This window comes from Jiella sonneratiae (assembly GCF_017353515.1).
GTDB lineage: Bacteria > Pseudomonadota > Alphaproteobacteria > Rhizobiales > Rhizobiaceae > Jiella > Jiella sonneratiae.
In genome coordinates this window covers 24,501-42,958 of record NZ_JAFMPY010000030.1, presented here as the reverse complement: position 1 = coordinate 42,958, position 18,458 = coordinate 24,501, and the positions used below count along the sequence as shown (strand labels likewise).

Here is an 18,458-nt window from a genome sequence, read left to right as displayed (position 1 = left end):
CGTCATCCTCGTTCGTCGCGGCTCAGTGCATGGCGGCGCCGCCGTCGACGCTGAGGCACTGGCCGGTGGTGAAGCTCGTCGCAGGGGACGCCAGGAAGAGCACGGCCCGCGCCACCTCGTCGGGCGTGCCGATGCGGCCCATCGGGTTCGCCGTCTCCAGCGCCTTCTGCGCCTCGCTCATGCCGGAGAAGCCGAGCAGCGGCGTGTCGACGGGGCCGGGCGCCACGGCGTTGACCAGAATGTCGGGCGCCAGCTCGCGGGCCCAGGAGCGGGTGAGCGAGAGGATGCCGGCCTTGGTCGCGCAATAGCCGGAAGCGCCCGCCCGGCCGAGATAGGCGAGTTCCGAGGCGACGTTGACGATGCGTCCGCCGCGACCCATTCCCTTCAGGGCCTCGCGCGTCACCAGCATCGGCGCGCGCAGGTTGACGGCGATCATGCGGTCGACGGCGGCCATCTCGATCGTGCGGATCGGCGCGTCGATCTCGATGCCGGCGCAATTGACGAGGACGTCGAGGCCGCCGAGCGACCCCAAGGCGGCGGCGACCGCCGCGACGATCGCATCTTCCTCGCAAAGGTCGGCGACCGCCCAGTCGGAAATGCCGGGGGGCGCCGGCCGGACGTCGAGCCCGAACGCCCTTGCCCCCGCCGCCCGGAAGGCGTCGAACGTGGCGCGGCCGATGCCCGACGCCGCGCCGGTGACGAGGACACGGCGCCCGGCATGCGCGTCGTGGTGGATGGGGGGCTCCACGGTCACCACGGCACCTCGCCGCGGTCCGCCCCGAGGCTCTGGCCGGTGATGTTGGCGGCGAGGTCGGAGGCGAGGAACAGATAGGCGCCGATCATGTCGCGCGGCTCCATCAGGCCGGGAAGCGCCTGGGCGCCGACGATCCCGGCAAGCAGCGCGTCCGGCTCGGTGCCGGCGCGCTCCGCCATCCTGCCGAGCGAGCGCATCGACGCCTCGGTCCGCACCCAGCCGGGACAGACGGCGTTGACCCTGATGCCCTTCGGCCCGAGCTCCCTGGCGAAGGTCTTGGTCAGGCCGATCACCGCGTGCTTGGAGGCGACATAGGCGCCGAAGCACGGCTCGGCGACGCGGCCCCAGACCGAGGCGGTGTTGACGATGGCGGCGCCCGGCGACATCGCCGGCACGGCCGCCCGAGTGACGAGGAAGGTGCCGACGACGTTGATCTCGAGGATGCGGCGCACCGCCGCCTCGGTCTCGGGGCTCTCATCGTCGAGCGGCGTGATCAGTTCCAGCCCGGCATTGTTGACGAGGACGTCGAGGTGTCCGACGGCGGCGATCATCGCCCTGACCGCCGCATCGTCGGAAACGTCGCAGAGATGCGGCGTCGCGCCGATCGCGTCGGCCGCCTCGGCGATCGCATCGGTCTCGGCGCAGACGTGAAGCCGGGCGCCCGCCGCGGCGAAGCCCTGCGCGATGCCGTGGCCGATGCCGCGGCTGGCGCCGGTGATGAGGACGCTGCGGCCGGAAAGGTCGAGGCCGGTCATCGCTCGTCATCCCCGGCGGCTTCCCGCAGGAGATGCAGGAGCTCGTTGCGGAGCGCGAAGAATTCCGGGCTTTCCCTGAGTTCCAGCGTCCGGTCCGCTCCGAGCCTCTCGGCGACGTCGACCTCCGCGGCGATGCGCGCCGGGCGCTTGGTGAAGACGACCACCTTGTCGGCGAGGAACACCGCCTCCTCGACGTCGTGGGTGACGAAGACGATGGTCTTGGCGTCGCGCTTCTGGATCCTGCGGAGCTGCACCTGCAGCCCCTCGCGCCGCTGTGCGTCGAGGGCGCCGAAGGGCTCGTCCATCAAAAGCACGTCGGAGCCGGCGGCGAGGGTCCGGGCGATGGCGATGCGCTGGCGCATGCCGCCGGAAACCCGGGCGGGATAGGCGTCGGAAAACTCGTAGAGGCCGACGAGATCGAGATAGCGGTCGCGGCGGGCGAGCTTTTCCTCCTCGCCGATGTCGCTGCGATACTTCATGCCGAAGGCGACGTTCTCGGCGACCGTCAGCCAGGGGAAGGACGAATAGGACTGGAAGACCATGCCGCGCCGCCGGTCGGGCGGCCCCACGGGGGCGCCTTCGAGGCGGATCTCGCCGCCCGACGGTTCGTCGAGGCCGCCGATCATCCGCATCAAGGTGGTCTTGCCGCAGCCGGAGGGACCGAGGAAGACGACGAATTGGTTTTTCTCGATCCGATAGTCGAAGGGGACGTCGACCACCGCGATCGGGCCGAAATGCTTGGTGACGCCGTCGAAGACGAGATAGGGCGCGGTCATAGCTAGAGATACCGGAACATGCGGCGGTGGACGGCGCGCAGGATCTGGTCCGAGGCGAGCCCGATGATGCCGATGAGGACGACGCCGGCCATCACTTCCGGCGTCTTCATGTAGCGCCGCGCCGCCCAGATGACGAAGCCGATACCACTGGAGGCGGCGACGATCTCGGCGATGATCAGATAGGTCCAGCACCAGCCGAGCGTGACGCGGAGATTGTCGACGAGGCTCGGCAGCATCGCCCGGAAGGCGACGTCGCGCAGGATCTGATAATGGCTGGCGCCCAGCGTCTGGGTGATCTCGACATATTCCTGCGGCACGCGGCGCATGTCGTCGGCGACGAGCAGCACCAGCTGAAAGAAGGTGCCGAGCCAGAGCAGGAAGATCTTGGTCTCCTCGCCGACGCCGAACCAGATGATGGCGAGCGGCACCAGCGCCGGCACCGGGAGATAGCGGATGAAATCGATCACCGGCTCGGATGCTGCACCGATCACCCGGTAGCTCGACATCAGGATGCCCATCGGGATCGCCATGACGGCGGCGATGAGGAAGGCCGACCAGACCCGCGCGGTCGAGACGGCGGCGTGCCAGGCGAGATCCTGGTCGCGGAACATGTGGACCATCGCCGCCGCGACGTCGCTCGGGGCGGGAAAGAACAGCGTGTTGACGTAGCCGAAGCGCGCCACCGCCTCCCATAGAAGGAGAAGGCCGAGGCTGGCGCCGAGCGCGATGGAGAGTTCCAGCCCGCGCGGCAGCGGCTTGCGGAAGCCGAAGCGTGACGGCCGACGGCGGGCCGGGCGCGAGCCGACGGCGACGGCGCCCTCCGCCATCACCGCCTTGCCTTCGCCGCGCGTGCCGTCGGCGAGGGCGCCCGGAGCATCGCTCATCGACTGTCTCCCCGAAACTGGCGGGAAAAGTCCACCGGCCGCCGCCTCACTCCTTCAACATCGCGTCGGTCACCATCGACATCGGCTTGGCGTCGATCTCCTCGGCCGGGTCGAGCTTCACGTCGGCGGCGCCGTTTTCGAGGTTGAGCTGCATGACCGTGTCGAAGATGCCGGTGAGCGTGCCGGGCTCGCCCGTCTTGCCGATCAGCGTCCGGGATTCGGCGAGGTCGGTATAGGCGAGCGAGGTGTCGAGGATGTCCTTCACTTCGGCGTCGGAGAGATTGTAGTGCGGCGCGGCGAGCGAGATGAACTCGTCCGGCTTGGCCTTGTAGAGCTCGACGGCCTTGTAGATGCCGGCGAGGAACTTGGCGTATTTGTCCGGATCGGCATCGAGGTCGGCGTCGCGGGCGGTGATCACGTCGATGATGATGTCGCTGTCCTTCGACGAGACCAGGATCTTCGGCTCGCGGTTCGGCAGCGCCTTCACCGCCTGCGACATGAACGGCTCGTAGGTCGCGACGGCGGCGATCGAATCGTCGGCGAAGACGGCGACCGTGTCGGCGGTGGCGATCTCGACGATCGACAGGTCGTCGAGGGTCATGCCGACCTTCTTCAGCGCGAGCTGCAGGAGGAGGCGGGCCGGAATGTTCGGCTCGGCCGCGACCTTCTTGCCCTTGAGATCGGCGACGTTGCCGATCGAGCCGGCGGCGATGACGCCGTCGCCGCCGACCGACTTGTCGATCGTGCCGATGATCTTGCCCGGGGTCTCCGGCTTGCGCGGCCGGCCCTGATGTTCGCCGACGGTGCGCATGTCGACGTCGATGTCGCCGCGGGCCATCGCCGCGAGGACGTTCGACCGGTCGTCCTCGAAGGTGAATTCGACGTCGAGGCCGAGATCCTTGAAGTAGCCCTTGTCCATGGCGACGAAGACCGGCGCGAAGCCCGGCCAGGTCGGGGCCATCACGCGCACCGTCTCGTCGGCGCGGGCGGTGCCGGCGGAGGTTGCGGCGGCGAGGGCCAGGGCGGCTGCGACGAGGCTGCGGAAGGACATCGGGCGAACCTTTCTCGACAGAGGAAGCATGCGTCGAATGTCGGCAATTGTCACATCGAAGGAAATCAGATTTCATCGAAGGACGGATCGAAAAACCTCGATGTGGGAGACCTCTTGCGCCGCCTCGACAACATCGATCTGCGCCTCATCCGCGTCTTCGTCGAACTCGCCGACGCCGGCGGTTTCGGTCCCGCCCAGATCGCCCTCAATCTCAGCCAGTCGACGCTTTCCACCCACATCGCCTCGCTGGAGAAGAAGCTCGGAAACCGGCTCTGCGAACGCGGGCGCGGCGGCTTCAGGCTGACCGAATTCGGCAAGGCGACCTATGCCGCCGCCAAGCTGCTCTTTGCCGACATCGACACTTTCCATGCGCGGATCGGCAAGGAGAGCGGGCGGCTGACCGGCCGCCTGCGCGTCGGCATTGTCGACGGCGTCGTCACCTCGCCGGAACTCGGGCTGCAGACGGCGCTCGGGCGCTACCACGCCTATGCGCCGGACGTCTTCGTCGACCTGTGGCTGGCGCCGCCGCACGAACTCGAACGCGCCCTCGCCGACGGGCGGCGCGACGTCGTCGTCGGGCCGATGTCGCAGAAGATCTCCGGCATCACCTACAAGCCGGTCTACCGCGAGCCGCACGGGCTGTATTGCGGGCAGGGGCACCGGCTGTTCGCACGGTCCGACGCCGAGATCACGGCGGCCGACATCGAGGCGGCTTCCTTCAGCGTGCGGGGCTATCTGCATTTCGACGACATCTATCGCGCCCATCACCCGAAGCCCGACGGCACCGTGATGCAGATGGAAGGCCAGGCGATGATGATCCTGTCGGGCGCCTATGTCGGCTTCCTGCCGCGCCACATCGGCGACAGCTACGTCGCCCGCGGCGAGATGCGCGTCCTCAAGGCGTCGCGCTACAGCTTCGCCTCGCAGCATTTCATCGCGGTGCGCAGCAGCGATCGCGAGCACCCGCCAATCGCCGCCTTCGTCAGGGAAGTGCGGCGGCAGGCCGGACCGGCGGGCCGGCAGGACGCTGCCCGGCCAGTGGACGCCGGCGAGCGGCCGGGCTAGGAAATCGGTCGAGAGCCGCCGAGACGCACCACCCCACGCGAGGCCCCGCCGATGAGCGACACGCAATCCATGAACGAGGCGAGGCGAGACCAGCAGCGCCGCCATCCGGATCTGTCGCTGGTCTTCCTGGCGGAATTCGACGAGCGCTTCTACGGCCGCGCCCATCTCGACGAACGCAAGACGGCGAACGCCTCGCGCGAGAAGCTCCTCGAACGCTCGCTCCAGCATTTCATGGAAGTCGGCCTGGAGCGCCGGCTGCCGTTCCGCGAGGGGCTGGTCTTCGAGGAGGATTTCTACGCAGAGACCTATCTCAAGGACGCCGACGCCTCGCAGCCCTATCGGCACTACGTGACGGTCGGCGTGCCGTCGCGCAACCTTCCGAGCCGCGCCGCCTTCGTCGAAAGGCGCTTCGACCACTGCTGGAAATTTTCGACCGGCACCGTGTCCCTGCCGCTGATCGACCTCGTCGACGGCGAGCAGCCCTTCGCGGCCCGCCTCGAAGCGGCGATCACCGTGCTGGGCGGGCCCGGCGGCCAGGTCGAGATCGACGCGGAAAGCGCCGAGTTCTGCCTCGCCCTCGCGGTCTTCGACATCAAGAAGCGCGAATACGACGCCGCGCTTCTCGTTCTCCAGAAGCTGCTGCGCGCCGTCCCCGACTACGAGCGGGCCCGGCCCTTCTACCGGCTCCTCCTGCAGAAGCGCGGGGTGACGCTTGCCTCGCTGCCGCTTCCCGCAGCCGCTTAAGGGGACGCCTTTTCACGGGCGATCACCGGAAGGTCCGCTCTCCGCCGCCCTGGCGCGGAGCCAGTCGAGCAGGCCGGGTCGGACCGCGGCGAGGCCCTTGTAGGCGATCTCGGCCGCGTTGAGGGCGGTGAGCTGCTCTGCCAGCCCCGTCAGGTTGGCGATCGCGTCGCGGTGGCGCATGAGCGCCGCCAGCGGATCGCTGTAGACGCGGATGGTGAAGGCGAGGGCGCCGGTCCGGGGCAACCTGCGCAGTGTCTGGCGCTCGACGCGCACGTGGACGCTCTCGTGACGCACCTGCGGCGGCCACGGCGAGCGCTCGCGCTTCGCCTTCGGGCGGTGCAGGTCGCCGCTCGGATGGATCGACCAGTTGAGGCGCCAGACCGGCCGCTCCGGGCGTAGATTGTCGAACATGCGGTCGATCAGCGCGGCATTGCGGCTGCCGGCCGCAAAGCCCGGCACGTCGGCATGGATCCGGTCCATCGGCTGGTCGAACTTTTCGGCGAGCGACCAGGCCGAGGGAAAGGAGAGGTGCGCCGCCGTCAGCCGCCATCCGTCCTCGGCCCGCTGCAGGATGACGAGGTCGTCCGAAACGAGGAGACCGGCCCGCACCAGCACCGGCCAGCGCGCGTCGGTAAGATCGACGCAGACGTCGCCGTTTCGCAGCCTCGATCCGTCCCGGCGCCAGAGCGGGGCATGGTGGCCGGTCAGGTGATCGGCGAGGAGGTCGAGGAGTTCGGCCTGGGCGTCGCGGGATTCCGGCGTCTCCCGAAAGACGACGTCGAAGCGGTCGTAAAGCAGCGCGCGCTTTTCGGCAAGGTCGCGGGCGAGTGCCGCATCCGGCTCGATCCAGTTCGCCGCATCGAGCGGCTTCAGGCCGATGGTAAAGGGCGTGGCGCTGCCGTCATAGGGCGCATAGCGGGGCGGGCCGGGCTCGTCGCTGCGTGTCGCCGCGTCGGGGCCGTCGCCGCCCGGGGCGCCTTCGAAAGACGGGGATTGGATGGGATCGCTGCTCATCTCGGCTTTCTTTCCGGCGCGACCCGTGCGAGGTCGGCCGCGGCGTCGCCGACGGGGTCCGGCGGTCCCGGCGGCGGCGAGGCTGCCGGTCACTCCGGATCGAGTTCGGAATCCCAGTAGAGATAGTCGAGCCAGCTCTGGTGCAGATAGTTCGGGGGAAACAGCCGGCCGTTGTTGTGGAGGTCGTGGACGGTCGGCTGGAAGGGCGTCTGATGCGGGATCATGCCCGCTTCCCGCGGCATCAGCCCGCCCTTCTTCAGGTTGCAGGGCGAGCAGGCGGCGACGACGTTCTCCCAGGTGGTGAGCCCGCCCTTGGAGCGGGGGACGACGTGGTCGAAGGTCAGTTCGTGCGGCGAGCCGCAATACTGGCACTGGAATTTGTCGCGGAGGAAGACGTTGAAGCGGGTGAAGGCCGGGTTGCGGGCGGGCTTGACGTAGGTCTTGAGGCAGACGACGGAAGGAAGACGCATCGAGAAGGTGGGACTTCGGACCGCCCTTTCGTATTCCGCGAGGATGGTGACCCGGTCGAGGAACACCGCCTTGATCGCGTCCTGCCAGGACCAGAGCGAAAGCGGATAGTAGCTCAACGGCCGGAAATCGGCGTTCAGGACGAGGGCTGGGGATAAGTCCGGACTTACCGCAATCGTCACTGCATTCTCCTTAGGCTGACGCCTTCGAACGTTGCCTTGGTCGGCGCGGACTATCGTGCTCCATCATGTCGCCTTTGTGAAGGCTGAGGCCAGTCATGACAGGGGCTTGGAGCTGCCCCGTCGCGGCCGTGAGGCGGGCTTGCGGCTCTTTGCCGTTGATTCGGGCGGGGTGGCGGGGCCGGGGCTTTCCGCCGCCGGCACGATCTCGCGCCTGTGGATAGTCGCATAGTATGCCCAGAACAGCCGCGCCGCGACGGAACGATGCGGCTTCCAGGCCTCGGCGATCTCGGTGAGTCGCCTGGCCGTCGGCCGGCTGTCGTGGTCGAGCGCGTGGGCGACGGCGGCCTGGAGCGCGAGGTCGCCGGCGGGAAAGACGTCGCGATGGCCGGCGCAGAAGAGCAGCCAGCATTCGGCCGTCCAGACGCCGATGCCCCTGACGGCGACCATTTCGGCGATCGCCGCCTCGGCCGGGGCCGAGGCGCAGCGGGAAAGGTCGAGCCGGCCCTCGGCGAGCGCCGCGGCGACGGCGCGGACGGTCTGCTGCTTCGGGCGCGACAGACCGGCGCTCCGCAGCGTCTCGTCGCCCACCGCGAGCAGGGCGGCGGGGTCGGTCAGGTCGACGGCCGCGGCGAGCCGGCCGAAGATCGCGTCGGCGCTGGCCCTCGACACCTGCTGCGCGACGACGATGGCGAGAAGGCCTTCGAGCCCCGTGCGGCTGCGGCGCAGCGGCACGCTGCCGGCCGCCTCGACGATCCGGGCGAGCCGGGCATCGGCGAGCGTCAGCGCGGCAAGCGCTTCGGCGATGTCGGCCTCGGTGCGGATCATGCCATTCGGGTCTTCGTCATTTTCCTCTCGCATTCCGACAATAGCACGGACGCCGCCGGACATCGTGACGAGCCGTCGCATGGTCTGCCCTTCCGCCCGAACCCTCGTGAAAAGCCCCGGCATCATGGACCGACGAGATGCGGCAGCGCCGGCTGTCCGCCGTCCACCGGAGAGAATCGCCGACCATGTTATCAAGTGACCCGGTCTTCCGCTTCGCGCCCAGCCCGAACGGCGAACTGCATCTCGGCCATGCCTATTCGGCGCTCGTCAATCACGGCCTCGCCCGGAGCGCCGGGGGGCGCTTCCTGCTGCGCCACGAGGACATCGACACCGTCCGCTGCACGCCCGCCTTCGAACGGCAGGTGGAAGAGGACCTCGCCTTTCTGGGCATCGCCTGGGACGAGGCCCCGCGCCGGCAGTCGGCCCACATGCACGACTATGCCGCGGCGCTCGAGGCCCTCGCCGCCGAGGATCTCGTCTATCCCGCCTTCATGACGCGCGGCGAGGTGAAGGCCTTCGTCGAGAATTTCGAGGAAGCGGAGGGCCGGTCCTGGCCGCGCGATCCCGACGGGGCGCCGCTCTATCCCGGCCTCGACCGACATGCGACGACGGCGGAGCGGGAAAGGCGGATGAGCGCCGGCGAACGCTTCGCCTGGCGGCTCGACGTCGAGCGGGCGATCGAGATGGTGCCGGCGCTCACCTGGGACGAAAAGGGCGCCTCGCCCGTCGGGGAGAGCGGGACGATCGTCGCGCGGCCGCTCGAATGGGGCGACGTCGTCCTCGGACGCATGGACGTTCCGACGAGCTACCACCTCTCCGTGGTCGTCGACGACGCCATCCAGGGCGTCACCGACGTCGTCCGGGGGCGAGACCTCTTCTACGCCACCAGCATCCACCGGCTCCTGCAGGCGCTGCTCGGCCTTGCGGCGCCGCGCTATCTGCATCATCCGCTGATCCTCGGACCCGACGGGCGCAAGCTGTCGAAGAGCGCCGGCGACACGGCGATCCGGGCGCTGCGCGAGGCGGGGCTGAAGGCCGAGGACATCCGCCGCATGGTCGGCCTGCCGGGCCGGCCGGACCAGAACGGGCCGGACCAGAACGGGCCGGCATAGGGCATCGCGGCGCAAAGGCCCGCCGGATCCTGCCTCATGCGCCGGATCGCGAAGGGCATGGTCGCCGCCTGCTGCGGGCCGTCGTCAGACGCCGAGGATCTTCAGCCAGGCGCTGAGGGTCACCACCGAGGCGACGGTCGAGACGAGGATCGTCGTTGCGGCCAGCTTTTCGCCGGCCTTGAAATAGGTGGCGAAGAGATAGGCGTTGATGCCGGCGGGGGCCGCCGCCGTCAGCACGGCTCCCTTGACCCAGAGCGGCGGCAGGCCGATCTCGCGGGCAAACAGCCAGACGACCGCCGGCATGACGACCAGCGACAGCACCGTGATCAGCGAGGAGGCGACGAGGTCGCCGCGCAGCCCGTAGCGGGTCAGCGACATGCCGAGCGAGAACAGCGCGAGCCCGCCGGCGGTCCCGCCGAGCAGCTTCGTCACCTCGTCGATCACCCCTTCGAGGGGCAGGGCCAGCGCCCGCCACGCGAGGCCGACGACGATGCCGACGACGATCGGGTTGGTGGCGAGATTGAACAGCATGCGCTTCATCATGCGCGACAGCGGCACCGCCTCGCGCGCGAGATCGCCCTCGCCGGCGGCGTCGAGACCGGCGGCACGCTCGATCAAGAGCGTCGAGACGATCATCATCACCGGAAGGTGGATCGAGACGATAATCAGAAGCGGTTCGAGACCCGGGTCGCCATAGGCGCGCTGCAGCGTCGGGATCGCCACGAAGACGGTGTTGGCGAAGCTCGACGAGATCCCCGCGATGACGCCGGTGCGGTGGTCGGCGGCGGCGAATCTGCGGACGAGGAAGGTGCCGATCGGCCAGGTGACGGCGACGGCGGCGAAATAGCACAGCCACAGCAGCGCCGGGCTGGCGTCGCCGAAGCTCATCGTCGCCAGCGTGCGGAACAGAAGCACCGGAACGGCGACGACGAAGACGAAGTGGGCGAGGCCGTCGCCGACCGTCTCCGACAGCAGGCCGACCCGCGCCGCGGCATAGCCGAGGGCGATCAGGCTGAAGATCGGGACGATGATGGCGAGGACGGTCTGCATGATGGGATGGAACCGGGCGGTCGGGCAGGGGCTCGGGCGGGCAGGGGACCGGGCGGAAAACGGTTGCCCCGTCGGATGGATGTCGCGGGATGACCGGTCGGGCGGCAGCCGATCCGGATGGGGCGGGTTGGCGCGGCCGGTCCGCTGGAAAATTCCTGCAGCGTCCGGCCGGGGCGGGTGCTCTCCCTTCCTGCTACGATGCGCCCGCCCGGCAGGCAAGCACCGCCACACGCCGAGTCGAGCGCCGGCGCGCCGAGACCGTCAGCCGCCGGTCTCCTCGAACAGGACGCAGACCGAGCGCGCCGGGACGGTGAAGGCGCCACTGCGCGGAAGTTTCGACGGCGGTGCCTGCGGGTCGTCGGAGCGCAGTTCGAGCCGGAAGCGATGGCCGGGGCGCGGCGGCGGCGGCGTCGCGGCGACGTCGCTTCGGCCGGCATTCAGATAGACGATCGCCCGTTCGCTCTCCTCGTCCTCCGCCCGGCGCGGCGCATAGAGCGCCATGGCGAGGAGGTGGCGGGCGGGATCGTGCCACTCCGCCTCGCCCATCGGCTCGCCGGCCTCGCTCAGCCAGGCGACGTCGGCGAGAGCCCCGCCGTCGACGGCGCCGCCGGTCAGGAACCTGTCGGCCGACAGAGCCGGATGGTCGCGGCGCAGCCGCGCCAGACGCGCGACGAAGGCGGCAAGGCCCGCATCGGCATTCTGCCAGTCGAGCCAGAGCGTGTCGTTGTCCTGGCAGTAGGCGTTGTTGTTGCCGTTCTGGCTGCGGCCGATCTCGTCGCCGGCGACGATCATCAGGCTGCCGCGTGCGACGAAGAGCGTCGCGAGGAGCGCCCGGACGTCGCTGCGGCGGGCCGCGATCACCGCGGGATCGTCGCTCTTTCCCTCGACGCCGTTGTTCCAGCCGAAGTTCTCGCCGTGGCCGTCGCGGTTGCCCTCGCCGTTGGCGAGATTGTGCTTGTCGACATGGGCGGTCAGGTCGGCGAGCGCGAAGCCGTCATGCGGCGCGATCATGTTGACGCCGGCAGACGGGCGGCGGCCGTTGCCGCCGAAGATGTCCTCGGAGCCGGCGAGCCGCGTCGCGAGGCTGCGCACGGCGTCCCGGTCGCCGCGCCAGTACCGCCGCACGTCGTCGCGAAACCGGTCCTGCCATTCGAAGAAAGGCGGCGGGAACCTGCCGACCTGATAGCCGCCGGGGCCGATGTCCCAGGATTCGGCGACATGGATGCGGCCTCGCAGCAGCGGATCCGCGGCGATCGCCTTCAGCAGCGGCGCCTCGGGCGAAAACCCCTCCGCGCTGCGGCCGAGGACCGGCGCGAGGTCGTAGCGGAAGCCGTCGACGCCGCAGCTTTCGACGAAGTGGCGCAGCGTGTCGACGAACAGCCGCACGACCGGGGCGCGGTCGCAGGCGAAGGTGTTGCCGGTGCCGGTGTCGTTGACCAGCGAGCCGTCCTCGGCATGGCGATAGTAGAGCGCGTTGTCGAGGCCGCGATAAGAGACGGTCGGGCCTTCGGCGGGTCCTTCCCCGGAGTGGTTGAGGACGACGTCGAGCAAGACCCTGATGCCGTGTGCGTGAAACGCCTCCACGGCGCGGCGCAGATCGGCGATGCCGCCTGGCGCGAGGCGTGGATCCGGCGCCATGTGGGTGACCGGATTGTAGCCCCAGGCGTTGGTGAGGCCGAGTTCCGTCAGGTGCTTCTCGTCGATCCAGGCGGCGCAGGGCATCAGCTCGACGGTGTCGACGCCGAGACCTGCGACGTGATCGAGGAGCGCGGGCTCGCAGAGCGCGGCGAGCGTTCCGCGCAGCGGCGCGGGAACGGCAGGATGGCGCTGCGAGAAGCCCCGCACATGCAGTTCGTAGACGAAGCCGGGCGTCTTGAAGGCAAGCGCCTCGGCCTTGCTGTCGAGCCTGGTGACGAGCGCCCGCGGCACGAAGGGCGCGCTGTCGAGCCCGAGCCGGCGCGGCGCCGCGAGCCAGGGATGATAGACGAAGGGCCGGTCGAGCCGCACGGCATAAGGATCGACGAGGAGCTTCGACGGATCGAAGCGATGGCCCGCCGCGGGATCGAACGGCCCGTCGGCGCGCAGGCCGTAGCGCGCGCCGGCCTTCAGACCCGGCACGAAGCCGAAGCGCACGCCGTCCGCGGCGCCCGGGAGGGGGAGGCGCTGCACCTCATGCGTCCCGGTCTCGTCGAACAGGCAGAGATCGATGCGGTCGGCATTCACCGACGCCACCGCGAACTCGACGCCGCCCTTTTTCGGCTTGGCGCCCAGCCGCTTCGGCAGCCCGCGCTCTGGGGTAATCTGGAAGGTCATGGAAGGGCTGATAGCAGCCCGGTGGCTCAAAGCGCCATCCAAAAGCTTTGCGGCGCAAGCGCCGCGTCGCCGCAGTCGCGATCGATAAAGAGCGAGCCAGGTCGGCGTGCCGGTCGGCTCCGAAGCGTGTCGAGCGGGAAAGCGCCAAGCATTTTACGATGAAAATCGCAAAAAATTTCCCGTTACTTCTGATTGAAAATATATGATATTTCGAATTAAGGTAAATTCCTCTAGGTCAAGCTGTCGGAGTCGGCACATGAGTGTTCCGGGTGCGAATGCAGTGATCGATCTTTCCCATCACCAGAACAGTGTAAACTTCCAGCGTATCAAGGAAGACGGCATCGTCGCCGTCGTCCATAAGGCGACGGAGGGATCGAACTACAAGAACCGAACCTATTCGGAGCGTCGCGACAAGGCGAAAGCGGCAGGGTTGCGATGGGGTTCCTATCATTTTTCCAGTGGAAGCAACGCGACCATACAATTCGAAAACTACGTCAACTTTGCCAAGCCGACGGACGACGAACTCATCTGTCTGGATTTCGAGCCGTCGTTCAGCGGCGTGAACATGAGCTATGAAGGGCTATTGGAGTTCGTCGGCCTCTGCGTCGCCGAACTCGGTCGCTATCCCGTGATTTACGGCGGTTCGCTGCTGCGCGAGACGACGCGCGGAAGATCCGGCGATCCGGTCCTAACCCGGTGCCCGCTCTGGTTCGCGCGCTACAGCCCGTCGCCGATCGGACTGCCGGATCCGTGGCGGATCTGGACGCTCTGGCAATACACCGACGGCAATGCGGGACAATCGCCCTACAGCGTCGAGGGTGTCGGCCGCTGCGATCGGGACACGTTCAACGGTCCGCTCGAGCGTCTGGTGGAAGCCTGGCCGCTGACGCATCGGGTCTGAGCCGGCGCCGGCAAGCGGTTCGTTAATGGCGGGGGTCGCGGTCGAGCTGCATCCTCTCCCGCGAGCCACGTTCCCGCATGGAAAAGCGCGACCGTCGCCCGACAGCCGCGGCCTCCTCACGTCACCACGTCGGGCTCGCTGCGGCCGGTGCGCTTCTTGATCTCGCCGATCACGTCGGCCGTGTCGATCAGTTCCTTCAGAGCCTCTTCCGGGGCGAGCGAATGCTTGGCGGGATCCGGCTCGAAGCGCTCGATGTAGACGCGCAGCGTCGCCCCCTTGGTGCCGGTGCCCGACAGCCGGTAGACGATGCGCGAGCCGCCGGAAAAGACGATGCGCACGCCCTGGCCGGCCGCCACCGAGCCGTCGATCGGGTCCTTGTAGGAAAAGTCGTCGGCCTCGGAGACGACGAGGGTGCCGAAACGCTGGCCGGCCATCGAGGCGAGGCGGTCCCTGAGAGACTCCATCAGGCCGTTCGCGGCCCTGGCGTCGATCTCTTCGTAGTCGTGCCGCTGGTAGAAGTTGCGGCCGAACTCCGCCCAGTGCTTCTCCATGATCGCGCGGACGCTCTCGCGCCGCTCGGCGAGAATGTTGAGCCAGAGCAAGACCGCCCAGACGCCGTCCTTCTCGCGCACGTGGTCGGAGCCGGTGCCGGCCGATTCCTCGCCGCAGATCGTCACCTTGCCGGCATCGAGGAGGTTGCCGAAGAACTTCCAGCCGGTCGGCGTCTCATAGATGCCGATCCCGCGCTTCTCAGCGACACGGTCGGCCGCCTGGCTGGTCGGCATGGAGCGGGCGATGCCGGCGATCCCGCGCGCATAGCCGGGGGCGAGATGGGCGTTGGCGGAAAGGACGGCGAGCGAGTCGGACGGCGAGACGACGATGCCCTTGCCGACGATGAGGTTGCGGTCGCCGTCGCCGTCCGAGGCGGCGCCGAAGTCCGGTCCGTCCGCGGCCATGAGATGGGCGATCAGATCCGCCGCGTGGACGGCGTTCGGATCGGGATGGCCGCCGCCGAAATCCTCCTTCGGCACCGCGTTGACGACGCTGTCGGCGGGGGCGCCGAGGCGGTTGACGAGGATCTCCGTCGCATAGGGGCCGGTGACGGCGTGCATGGCGTCGAAGCGGATGCGAAAGCCCGAGGCGACCAGCGAGCGGATCTTCTCGAAGTCGAACAGGCTCTCCATCAGCGCCGCATAGTCGGCGACCGGATCGACCACCTCGACCGTCAGATCGCCGAGCTTGGTCTCGCCGAGCTTCGAAATGTCCGGCGCCGTCGAGGTCCAGACCCTGTAGCGGCTGATCGTCTTCGACTTCTCGAAGATCGCCGCGGTGATGCGCTCGGGCGCCGGCCCGCCATTAGCGACGTTGTACTTGATGCCAAAGTCGCCGTCGGGGCCGCCGGGATTGTGGCTCGCCGACAGGATGATGCCGCCGGAGGCGCCGCGCTGGCGGATGAGGTTCGAGGCGGCCGGGGTCGAGAGGATGCCGTTCTGCCCGACGATCACCCGGCCGTAGCCGTTGCCCGCGGCCATGCGGATCGCCATCAGGACGACCTCGCGATTGTAGAACCGCCCGTCGCCGCCGATCACCAGCGTTTCGCCGCCGTCGAGCGGCAGCGCGTCGAAGATCGACTGGATGAAGTTCGCCGCGTAGTTCGGCTGCTGAAAATGCGGCACCTTCTTGCGCAGGCCCGAGGTGCCGGGCTTCTGATCGTCGTAGGGCGTGGTGGCGATCGTCTCGATCATCGTTCACTCTTTCAGCAGATCGCGGTAGAGGGCCGCATAGAGCCGCGCGCTCTTGATCCAGGAAACGTCCGACTTCATAGCCGCGACCTGCATCTTTCGCCAGACGGCGGGCTGTTCGTACAGCCCCAGCGCGCGGTCGACGGCGGCGACGAGCGTCGCCTCGTCGGGCGGCGAGAAGATGACGCCGGTCGCGGCCCCGGCGCTGACCGCCGCATAGTTGGCGTCGACGACCGTGTCGGCGAGGCCGCCGACCTGCGCGACGATCGGGATGCAGCCGTAGCGCAGGCCGTAGAGCTGCGTCAGGCCGCAGGGTTCGAAGCGCGAGGGGATGAGGATGGCGTCGGCCCCGGCCTGCACCCGGTGCGACAGCGTCTCGTCGTAGCCGATTCTGACGCCGACGCGGTCCGGCTGCCGGGAATGGGCGGCCTGGAACGCGCCCTCGATCATCGCCTCGCCCGAGCCGACGACGACGAGCCGGATGCCGCGTTCGAGCAGCGCGTTGCAGGCGCCGGCGACGAGGTCGAGGCCCTTCTGCCAGGTCAGCCGGCTGACGACGGCGAAGATCGGCCCGTCCTCGCGTCTCAGGCCGAACTCGCCCTCGATCGCCCGCTTGTTGTGTGCCCGCGCCCGCAGGTTGCCGGCCGAATAGTGGGCGGCGATCGCCGGATCGGCCTCGGGGTTCCAGACGCCGGTGTCGATGCCGTTGACGATGCCGACGAGCCGCGTGCCGCGGCCGCGCAGCAATCCGTCGAGGCCCATGCCGCCGCCGTCGGTGACGATTTCCTTGGCATAGGTCGGGCTGACCGTGGTGACGAGATCGCAGGCGTGCAGCCCGCCCTTCAGGAAGCCGACATTGCCGTAATATTCGACTCCCTCGATCGACCAGGTGGCGGCCGGCAGATCGAGGTCGGGGAAGACCTGCGAGGGATAGTTTCCCTGGAAGGCGAGGTTGTGGATGGTCAGCACGGTGCGCGGCCGCGGCCGGTTCGAGGCGGCGAGGTAGACGGGCGTCAGCGCCGCCTGCCAGTCGTGGGCGTGGACGATGTCGGGCCGGAAGCCGTCGATCGCCCCTTGCGCGACGCGCGCCCCGGCCTTGGAGAGCGCGGCGAAGCGCATCCAGTTGTCGGGAAAGTCGTGGCCGCCGGCGTCGGTATAGGGGCCGCCGAGCCGGTCGTAGAGCGCCGGACAGTCGAGGACGAAGAGCTTCAGCCCGTCGAGCGCGACGGCGAAGATGCGTGCGTCGTTGCCGAGGACGGGGTCGAGCGGCAGCACCTCCGGCTTCGCCCCGGCCTTCTCGATCGCCCGCAGGACGACCGGATAGCCCGGCAGCATGGTCACCACGTCGCAGCCATGCTCGGCGAGCGCCGAGGGCAGGGCGCCGGCGACGTCGGCGAGCCCGCCGGTCTTGATCAGCGGGAAGACTTCCGAAGCAATCGAGAGAACGCGCATTGCCCGGTCAGTAGCTCAAGCGCTCGATCATCGACTTGGTCACGAGGCAGATGCCGGAATTGGTGCGGCGGAACCGCCGGGCGTCGAGTTCCGGATCCTCGCCGATCACCAGCCCGTCGGGGATGACGACGCCGCGGTCGATGACGGCGTTGCGGATGCGGGCGCTGCGGCCGATGTGACTCTGCGGCAGCACGACGGCATGGTCGAGATTGGAATAGGAATGGACGCGCACGCCGGTGAACAGCAGCGAGCGGTTCACCGCGCCGCCGGAGATGATGCAGTCGCCGGAGACGAGCGAGGAGATCGCCGTACCGCGACGCCCGTCCTCGTCATGGACGAACTTCGCCGGCGGGTTGATCTCGGCATAGGTCCAGATCGGCCAGTTGCGGTCGTAGATGTCGAGGGGCGGCACCACGTCGGTGAGATCGATGTTGGCCTGCCAGTAGGCGTCGACGGTGCCGACGTCGCGCCAGTAGGCCTCGGTGTCGGGCTCCATCGCCGAACGGACGACGGAGCGGTTGAAGCGGTGCGCCACCGCCTTTCCGTGGCGCACGATGTGCGGGATGATGTCCTTGCCGAAATCGCGCTGCGAGTTCGGGTCGGAGGCGTCGCGCCGCAGCTGGTCCATCAGGAAGTTGGTCTCGAAGACGTAGATGCCCATCGAGGCGAGGGCGACGTCGGGACGGCCGGGGATCGACGGCGGATCCTTCGGTTTTTCGACGAAATCGGTGATGGTGAAGGCCTCGTCGACATGCATGACGCCGAAGCCCGTCGCTTCCATGCGCGGCACTTCGAGACACCCCACCGTCACGTCGGCCCCCGAGTCGACATGCTGCTGCAGCATGATCTCGTAGTCCATCTTGTAGATGTGGTCGCCGGCGAGAATGACGATGTGCCGGGGCGCGTAGTCCTCGATGATGTCGATGTTCTGGTAGACCGCGTCGGCGGTGCCCGCATACCACTGGTCCTCGGAGACGCGCTGGCTGGCAGGAAGGATGTCGAAACTCTCGTTGCGGCCCGGCCGCAGGAAATTCCAGCCGTTCTGCAGATGGCGGATCAGGCTGTGGGCCTTGTACTGCGTCGCGACGCCGATGCGGCGGATGCCGGAATTGATGGCGTTCGACAGCGCGAAGTCGATGATCCGGGTCTTGCCGCCGAAATACACCGCCGGTTTGGCGCGGTTGTCGGTCAGCTCCAGCAGCCGGCTGCCCCGGCCGCCGGCAAGGACATAGGCCATGGCATCGCGCGCCAGTGGTGCAAACGGTCTTGAATCAGGCATAGTCCCTCCCATGGCGGCGGCGCATGCGGGCGTCTTCATCGCCTCGTTTTCCGGCCCGGCCCAAGATGCTGCCCGCGCCGGATCGTCGCCT

The 18,458-nt window shown here is 68.6% G+C and carries 17 protein-coding genes; 4 read left to right on the top strand and 13 right to left on the bottom strand.

What is annotated here, in order from left to right:
* Positions 1–22 precede the first annotated feature (22 nt).
* Genes J1C47_RS20535 through J1C47_RS20515 form a run of 5 tightly spaced genes read right to left on the bottom strand, consistent with a single transcriptional unit; the run spans position 23 to position 4,220 of the window.
* Positions 23–754, bottom strand: a complete 732-nt coding sequence (locus J1C47_RS20535; RefSeq protein ID WP_342592029.1) for an SDR family NAD(P)-dependent oxidoreductase — start codon at positions 752–754, stop codon at positions 23–25.
* On the bottom strand, positions 751–1,509 hold the full coding sequence (locus tag J1C47_RS20530) for an SDR family NAD(P)-dependent oxidoreductase (protein ID WP_207352671.1): 759 nt from the start codon (positions 1,507–1,509) through the stop codon (positions 751–753). Before J1C47_RS20530 ends, J1C47_RS20535 begins: the two co-directional genes overlap by 4 nt.
* Positions 1,506–2,285: an ABC transporter ATP-binding protein gene (locus J1C47_RS20525; protein WP_207352670.1), complete on the bottom strand. Its 780-nt coding sequence runs from the start codon at positions 2,283–2,285 to the stop codon at positions 1,506–1,508. Before J1C47_RS20525 ends, J1C47_RS20530 begins: the two co-directional genes overlap by 4 nt.
* 2 nt (positions 2,286–2,287) lie before the next feature.
* A complete protein-coding gene (locus J1C47_RS20520) occupies positions 2,288–3,169 on the bottom strand; it encodes an ABC transporter permease (protein WP_245396708.1) in 882 nt (293 codons plus the stop codon).
* Positions 3,170–3,215: 46 nt separating this feature from the next.
* A complete protein-coding gene (locus J1C47_RS20515) occupies positions 3,216–4,220 on the bottom strand; it encodes an ABC transporter substrate-binding protein (RefSeq protein ID WP_207352669.1) in 1,005 nt (334 codons plus the stop codon).
* A gap of 114 nt (positions 4,221–4,334) precedes the next feature.
* Here J1C47_RS20515 and J1C47_RS20510 point away from each other — a divergent pair, with 114 nt between their 5' ends.
* Together J1C47_RS20510 and J1C47_RS20505 are read left to right on the top strand one after the other, a co-directional pair.
* Positions 4,335–5,285 (top strand): LysR family transcriptional regulator, encoded by a 951-nt coding sequence (locus J1C47_RS20510; RefSeq protein ID WP_207352668.1) that lies wholly within the window; start codon positions 4,335–4,337, stop codon positions 5,283–5,285.
* A gap of 51 nt (positions 5,286–5,336) precedes the next feature.
* Positions 5,337–6,029, top strand: a complete 693-nt coding sequence (locus tag J1C47_RS20505; RefSeq protein ID WP_207352667.1) for a hypothetical protein — start codon at positions 5,337–5,339, stop codon at positions 6,027–6,029.
* Between the two features lie 12 nt (positions 6,030–6,041).
* Here J1C47_RS20505 and J1C47_RS20500 read toward each other — a convergent pair whose 3' ends face one another.
* The 3 genes from J1C47_RS20500 to J1C47_RS20490 form a co-directional block, all read right to left on the bottom strand.
* On the bottom strand, positions 6,042–7,043 hold the full coding sequence (locus J1C47_RS20500) for a heme-dependent oxidative N-demethylase family protein (RefSeq protein ID WP_207352666.1): 1,002 nt from the start codon (positions 7,041–7,043) through the stop codon (positions 6,042–6,044).
* A gap of 89 nt (positions 7,044–7,132) precedes the next feature.
* The gene (locus tag J1C47_RS20495; RefSeq protein ID WP_207352665.1) at positions 7,133–7,693 is read right to left on the bottom strand and encodes an HNH endonuclease; all 561 of its coding nucleotides are present in this window, start codon (positions 7,691–7,693) and stop codon (positions 7,133–7,135) included.
* A 93-nt stretch (positions 7,694–7,786) separates the two neighbouring features.
* On the bottom strand, positions 7,787–8,518 hold the full coding sequence (locus tag J1C47_RS20490; RefSeq protein ID WP_245396707.1) for a DNA-3-methyladenine glycosylase family protein: 732 nt from the start codon (positions 8,516–8,518) through the stop codon (positions 7,787–7,789).
* A 185-nt stretch (positions 8,519–8,703) separates the two neighbouring features.
* Between J1C47_RS20490 and gluQRS the strand changes: the two genes are divergently transcribed.
* Entirely contained in the window at positions 8,704–9,630 is a 927-nt protein-coding gene (gluQRS, locus tag J1C47_RS20485) for a tRNA glutamyl-Q(34) synthetase GluQRS (protein ID WP_207352664.1), read from the top strand.
* Between the two features lie 84 nt (positions 9,631–9,714).
* On the opposite strand, the gene J1C47_RS20480 is transcribed toward gluQRS, so the two are convergent.
* Positions 9,715–10,680, bottom strand: a complete 966-nt coding sequence (locus tag J1C47_RS20480; protein ID WP_207352663.1) for an AEC family transporter — start codon at positions 10,678–10,680, stop codon at positions 9,715–9,717.
* 261 nt (positions 10,681–10,941) lie between these two features.
* A complete protein-coding gene (gene glgX, locus J1C47_RS20475) occupies positions 10,942–12,993 on the bottom strand; it encodes a glycogen debranching protein GlgX (RefSeq protein WP_207352662.1) in 2,052 nt (683 codons plus the stop codon).
* A gap of 256 nt (positions 12,994–13,249) precedes the next feature.
* On the opposite strand from glgX, the gene J1C47_RS20470 reads away from it, so the two are divergent.
* Complete coding sequence (locus J1C47_RS20470; RefSeq protein ID WP_207352661.1) at positions 13,250–13,894, top strand: glycoside hydrolase family 25 protein; 645 nt, start codon at positions 13,250–13,252, stop codon at positions 13,892–13,894.
* Between the two features lie 116 nt (positions 13,895–14,010).
* Here J1C47_RS20470 and J1C47_RS20465 read toward each other — a convergent pair whose 3' ends face one another.
* The 3 genes from J1C47_RS20465 to glgC are packed head-to-tail and all read right to left on the bottom strand — an operon-like array spanning position 14,011 to position 18,367.
* The gene (locus J1C47_RS20465) at positions 14,011–15,639 is read right to left on the bottom strand and encodes an alpha-D-glucose phosphate-specific phosphoglucomutase (protein ID WP_207352660.1); all 1,629 of its coding nucleotides are present in this window, start codon (positions 15,637–15,639) and stop codon (positions 14,011–14,013) included.
* 3 nt (positions 15,640–15,642) lie between these two features.
* Positions 15,643–17,088 carry a glycogen synthase GlgA gene (gene glgA / locus J1C47_RS20460; protein ID WP_207352659.1) on the bottom strand — a complete coding sequence of 482 codons (1,446 nt, stop codon included), beginning with the start codon at positions 17,086–17,088 and terminating at the stop codon, positions 15,643–15,645.
* A 7-nt stretch (positions 17,089–17,095) separates the two neighbouring features.
* Entirely contained in the window at positions 17,096–18,367 is a 1,272-nt protein-coding gene (glgC, locus tag J1C47_RS20455; protein WP_207352658.1) for a glucose-1-phosphate adenylyltransferase, read from the bottom strand.
* Between the last annotated feature and the right edge of the window lie 91 nt (positions 18,368–18,458).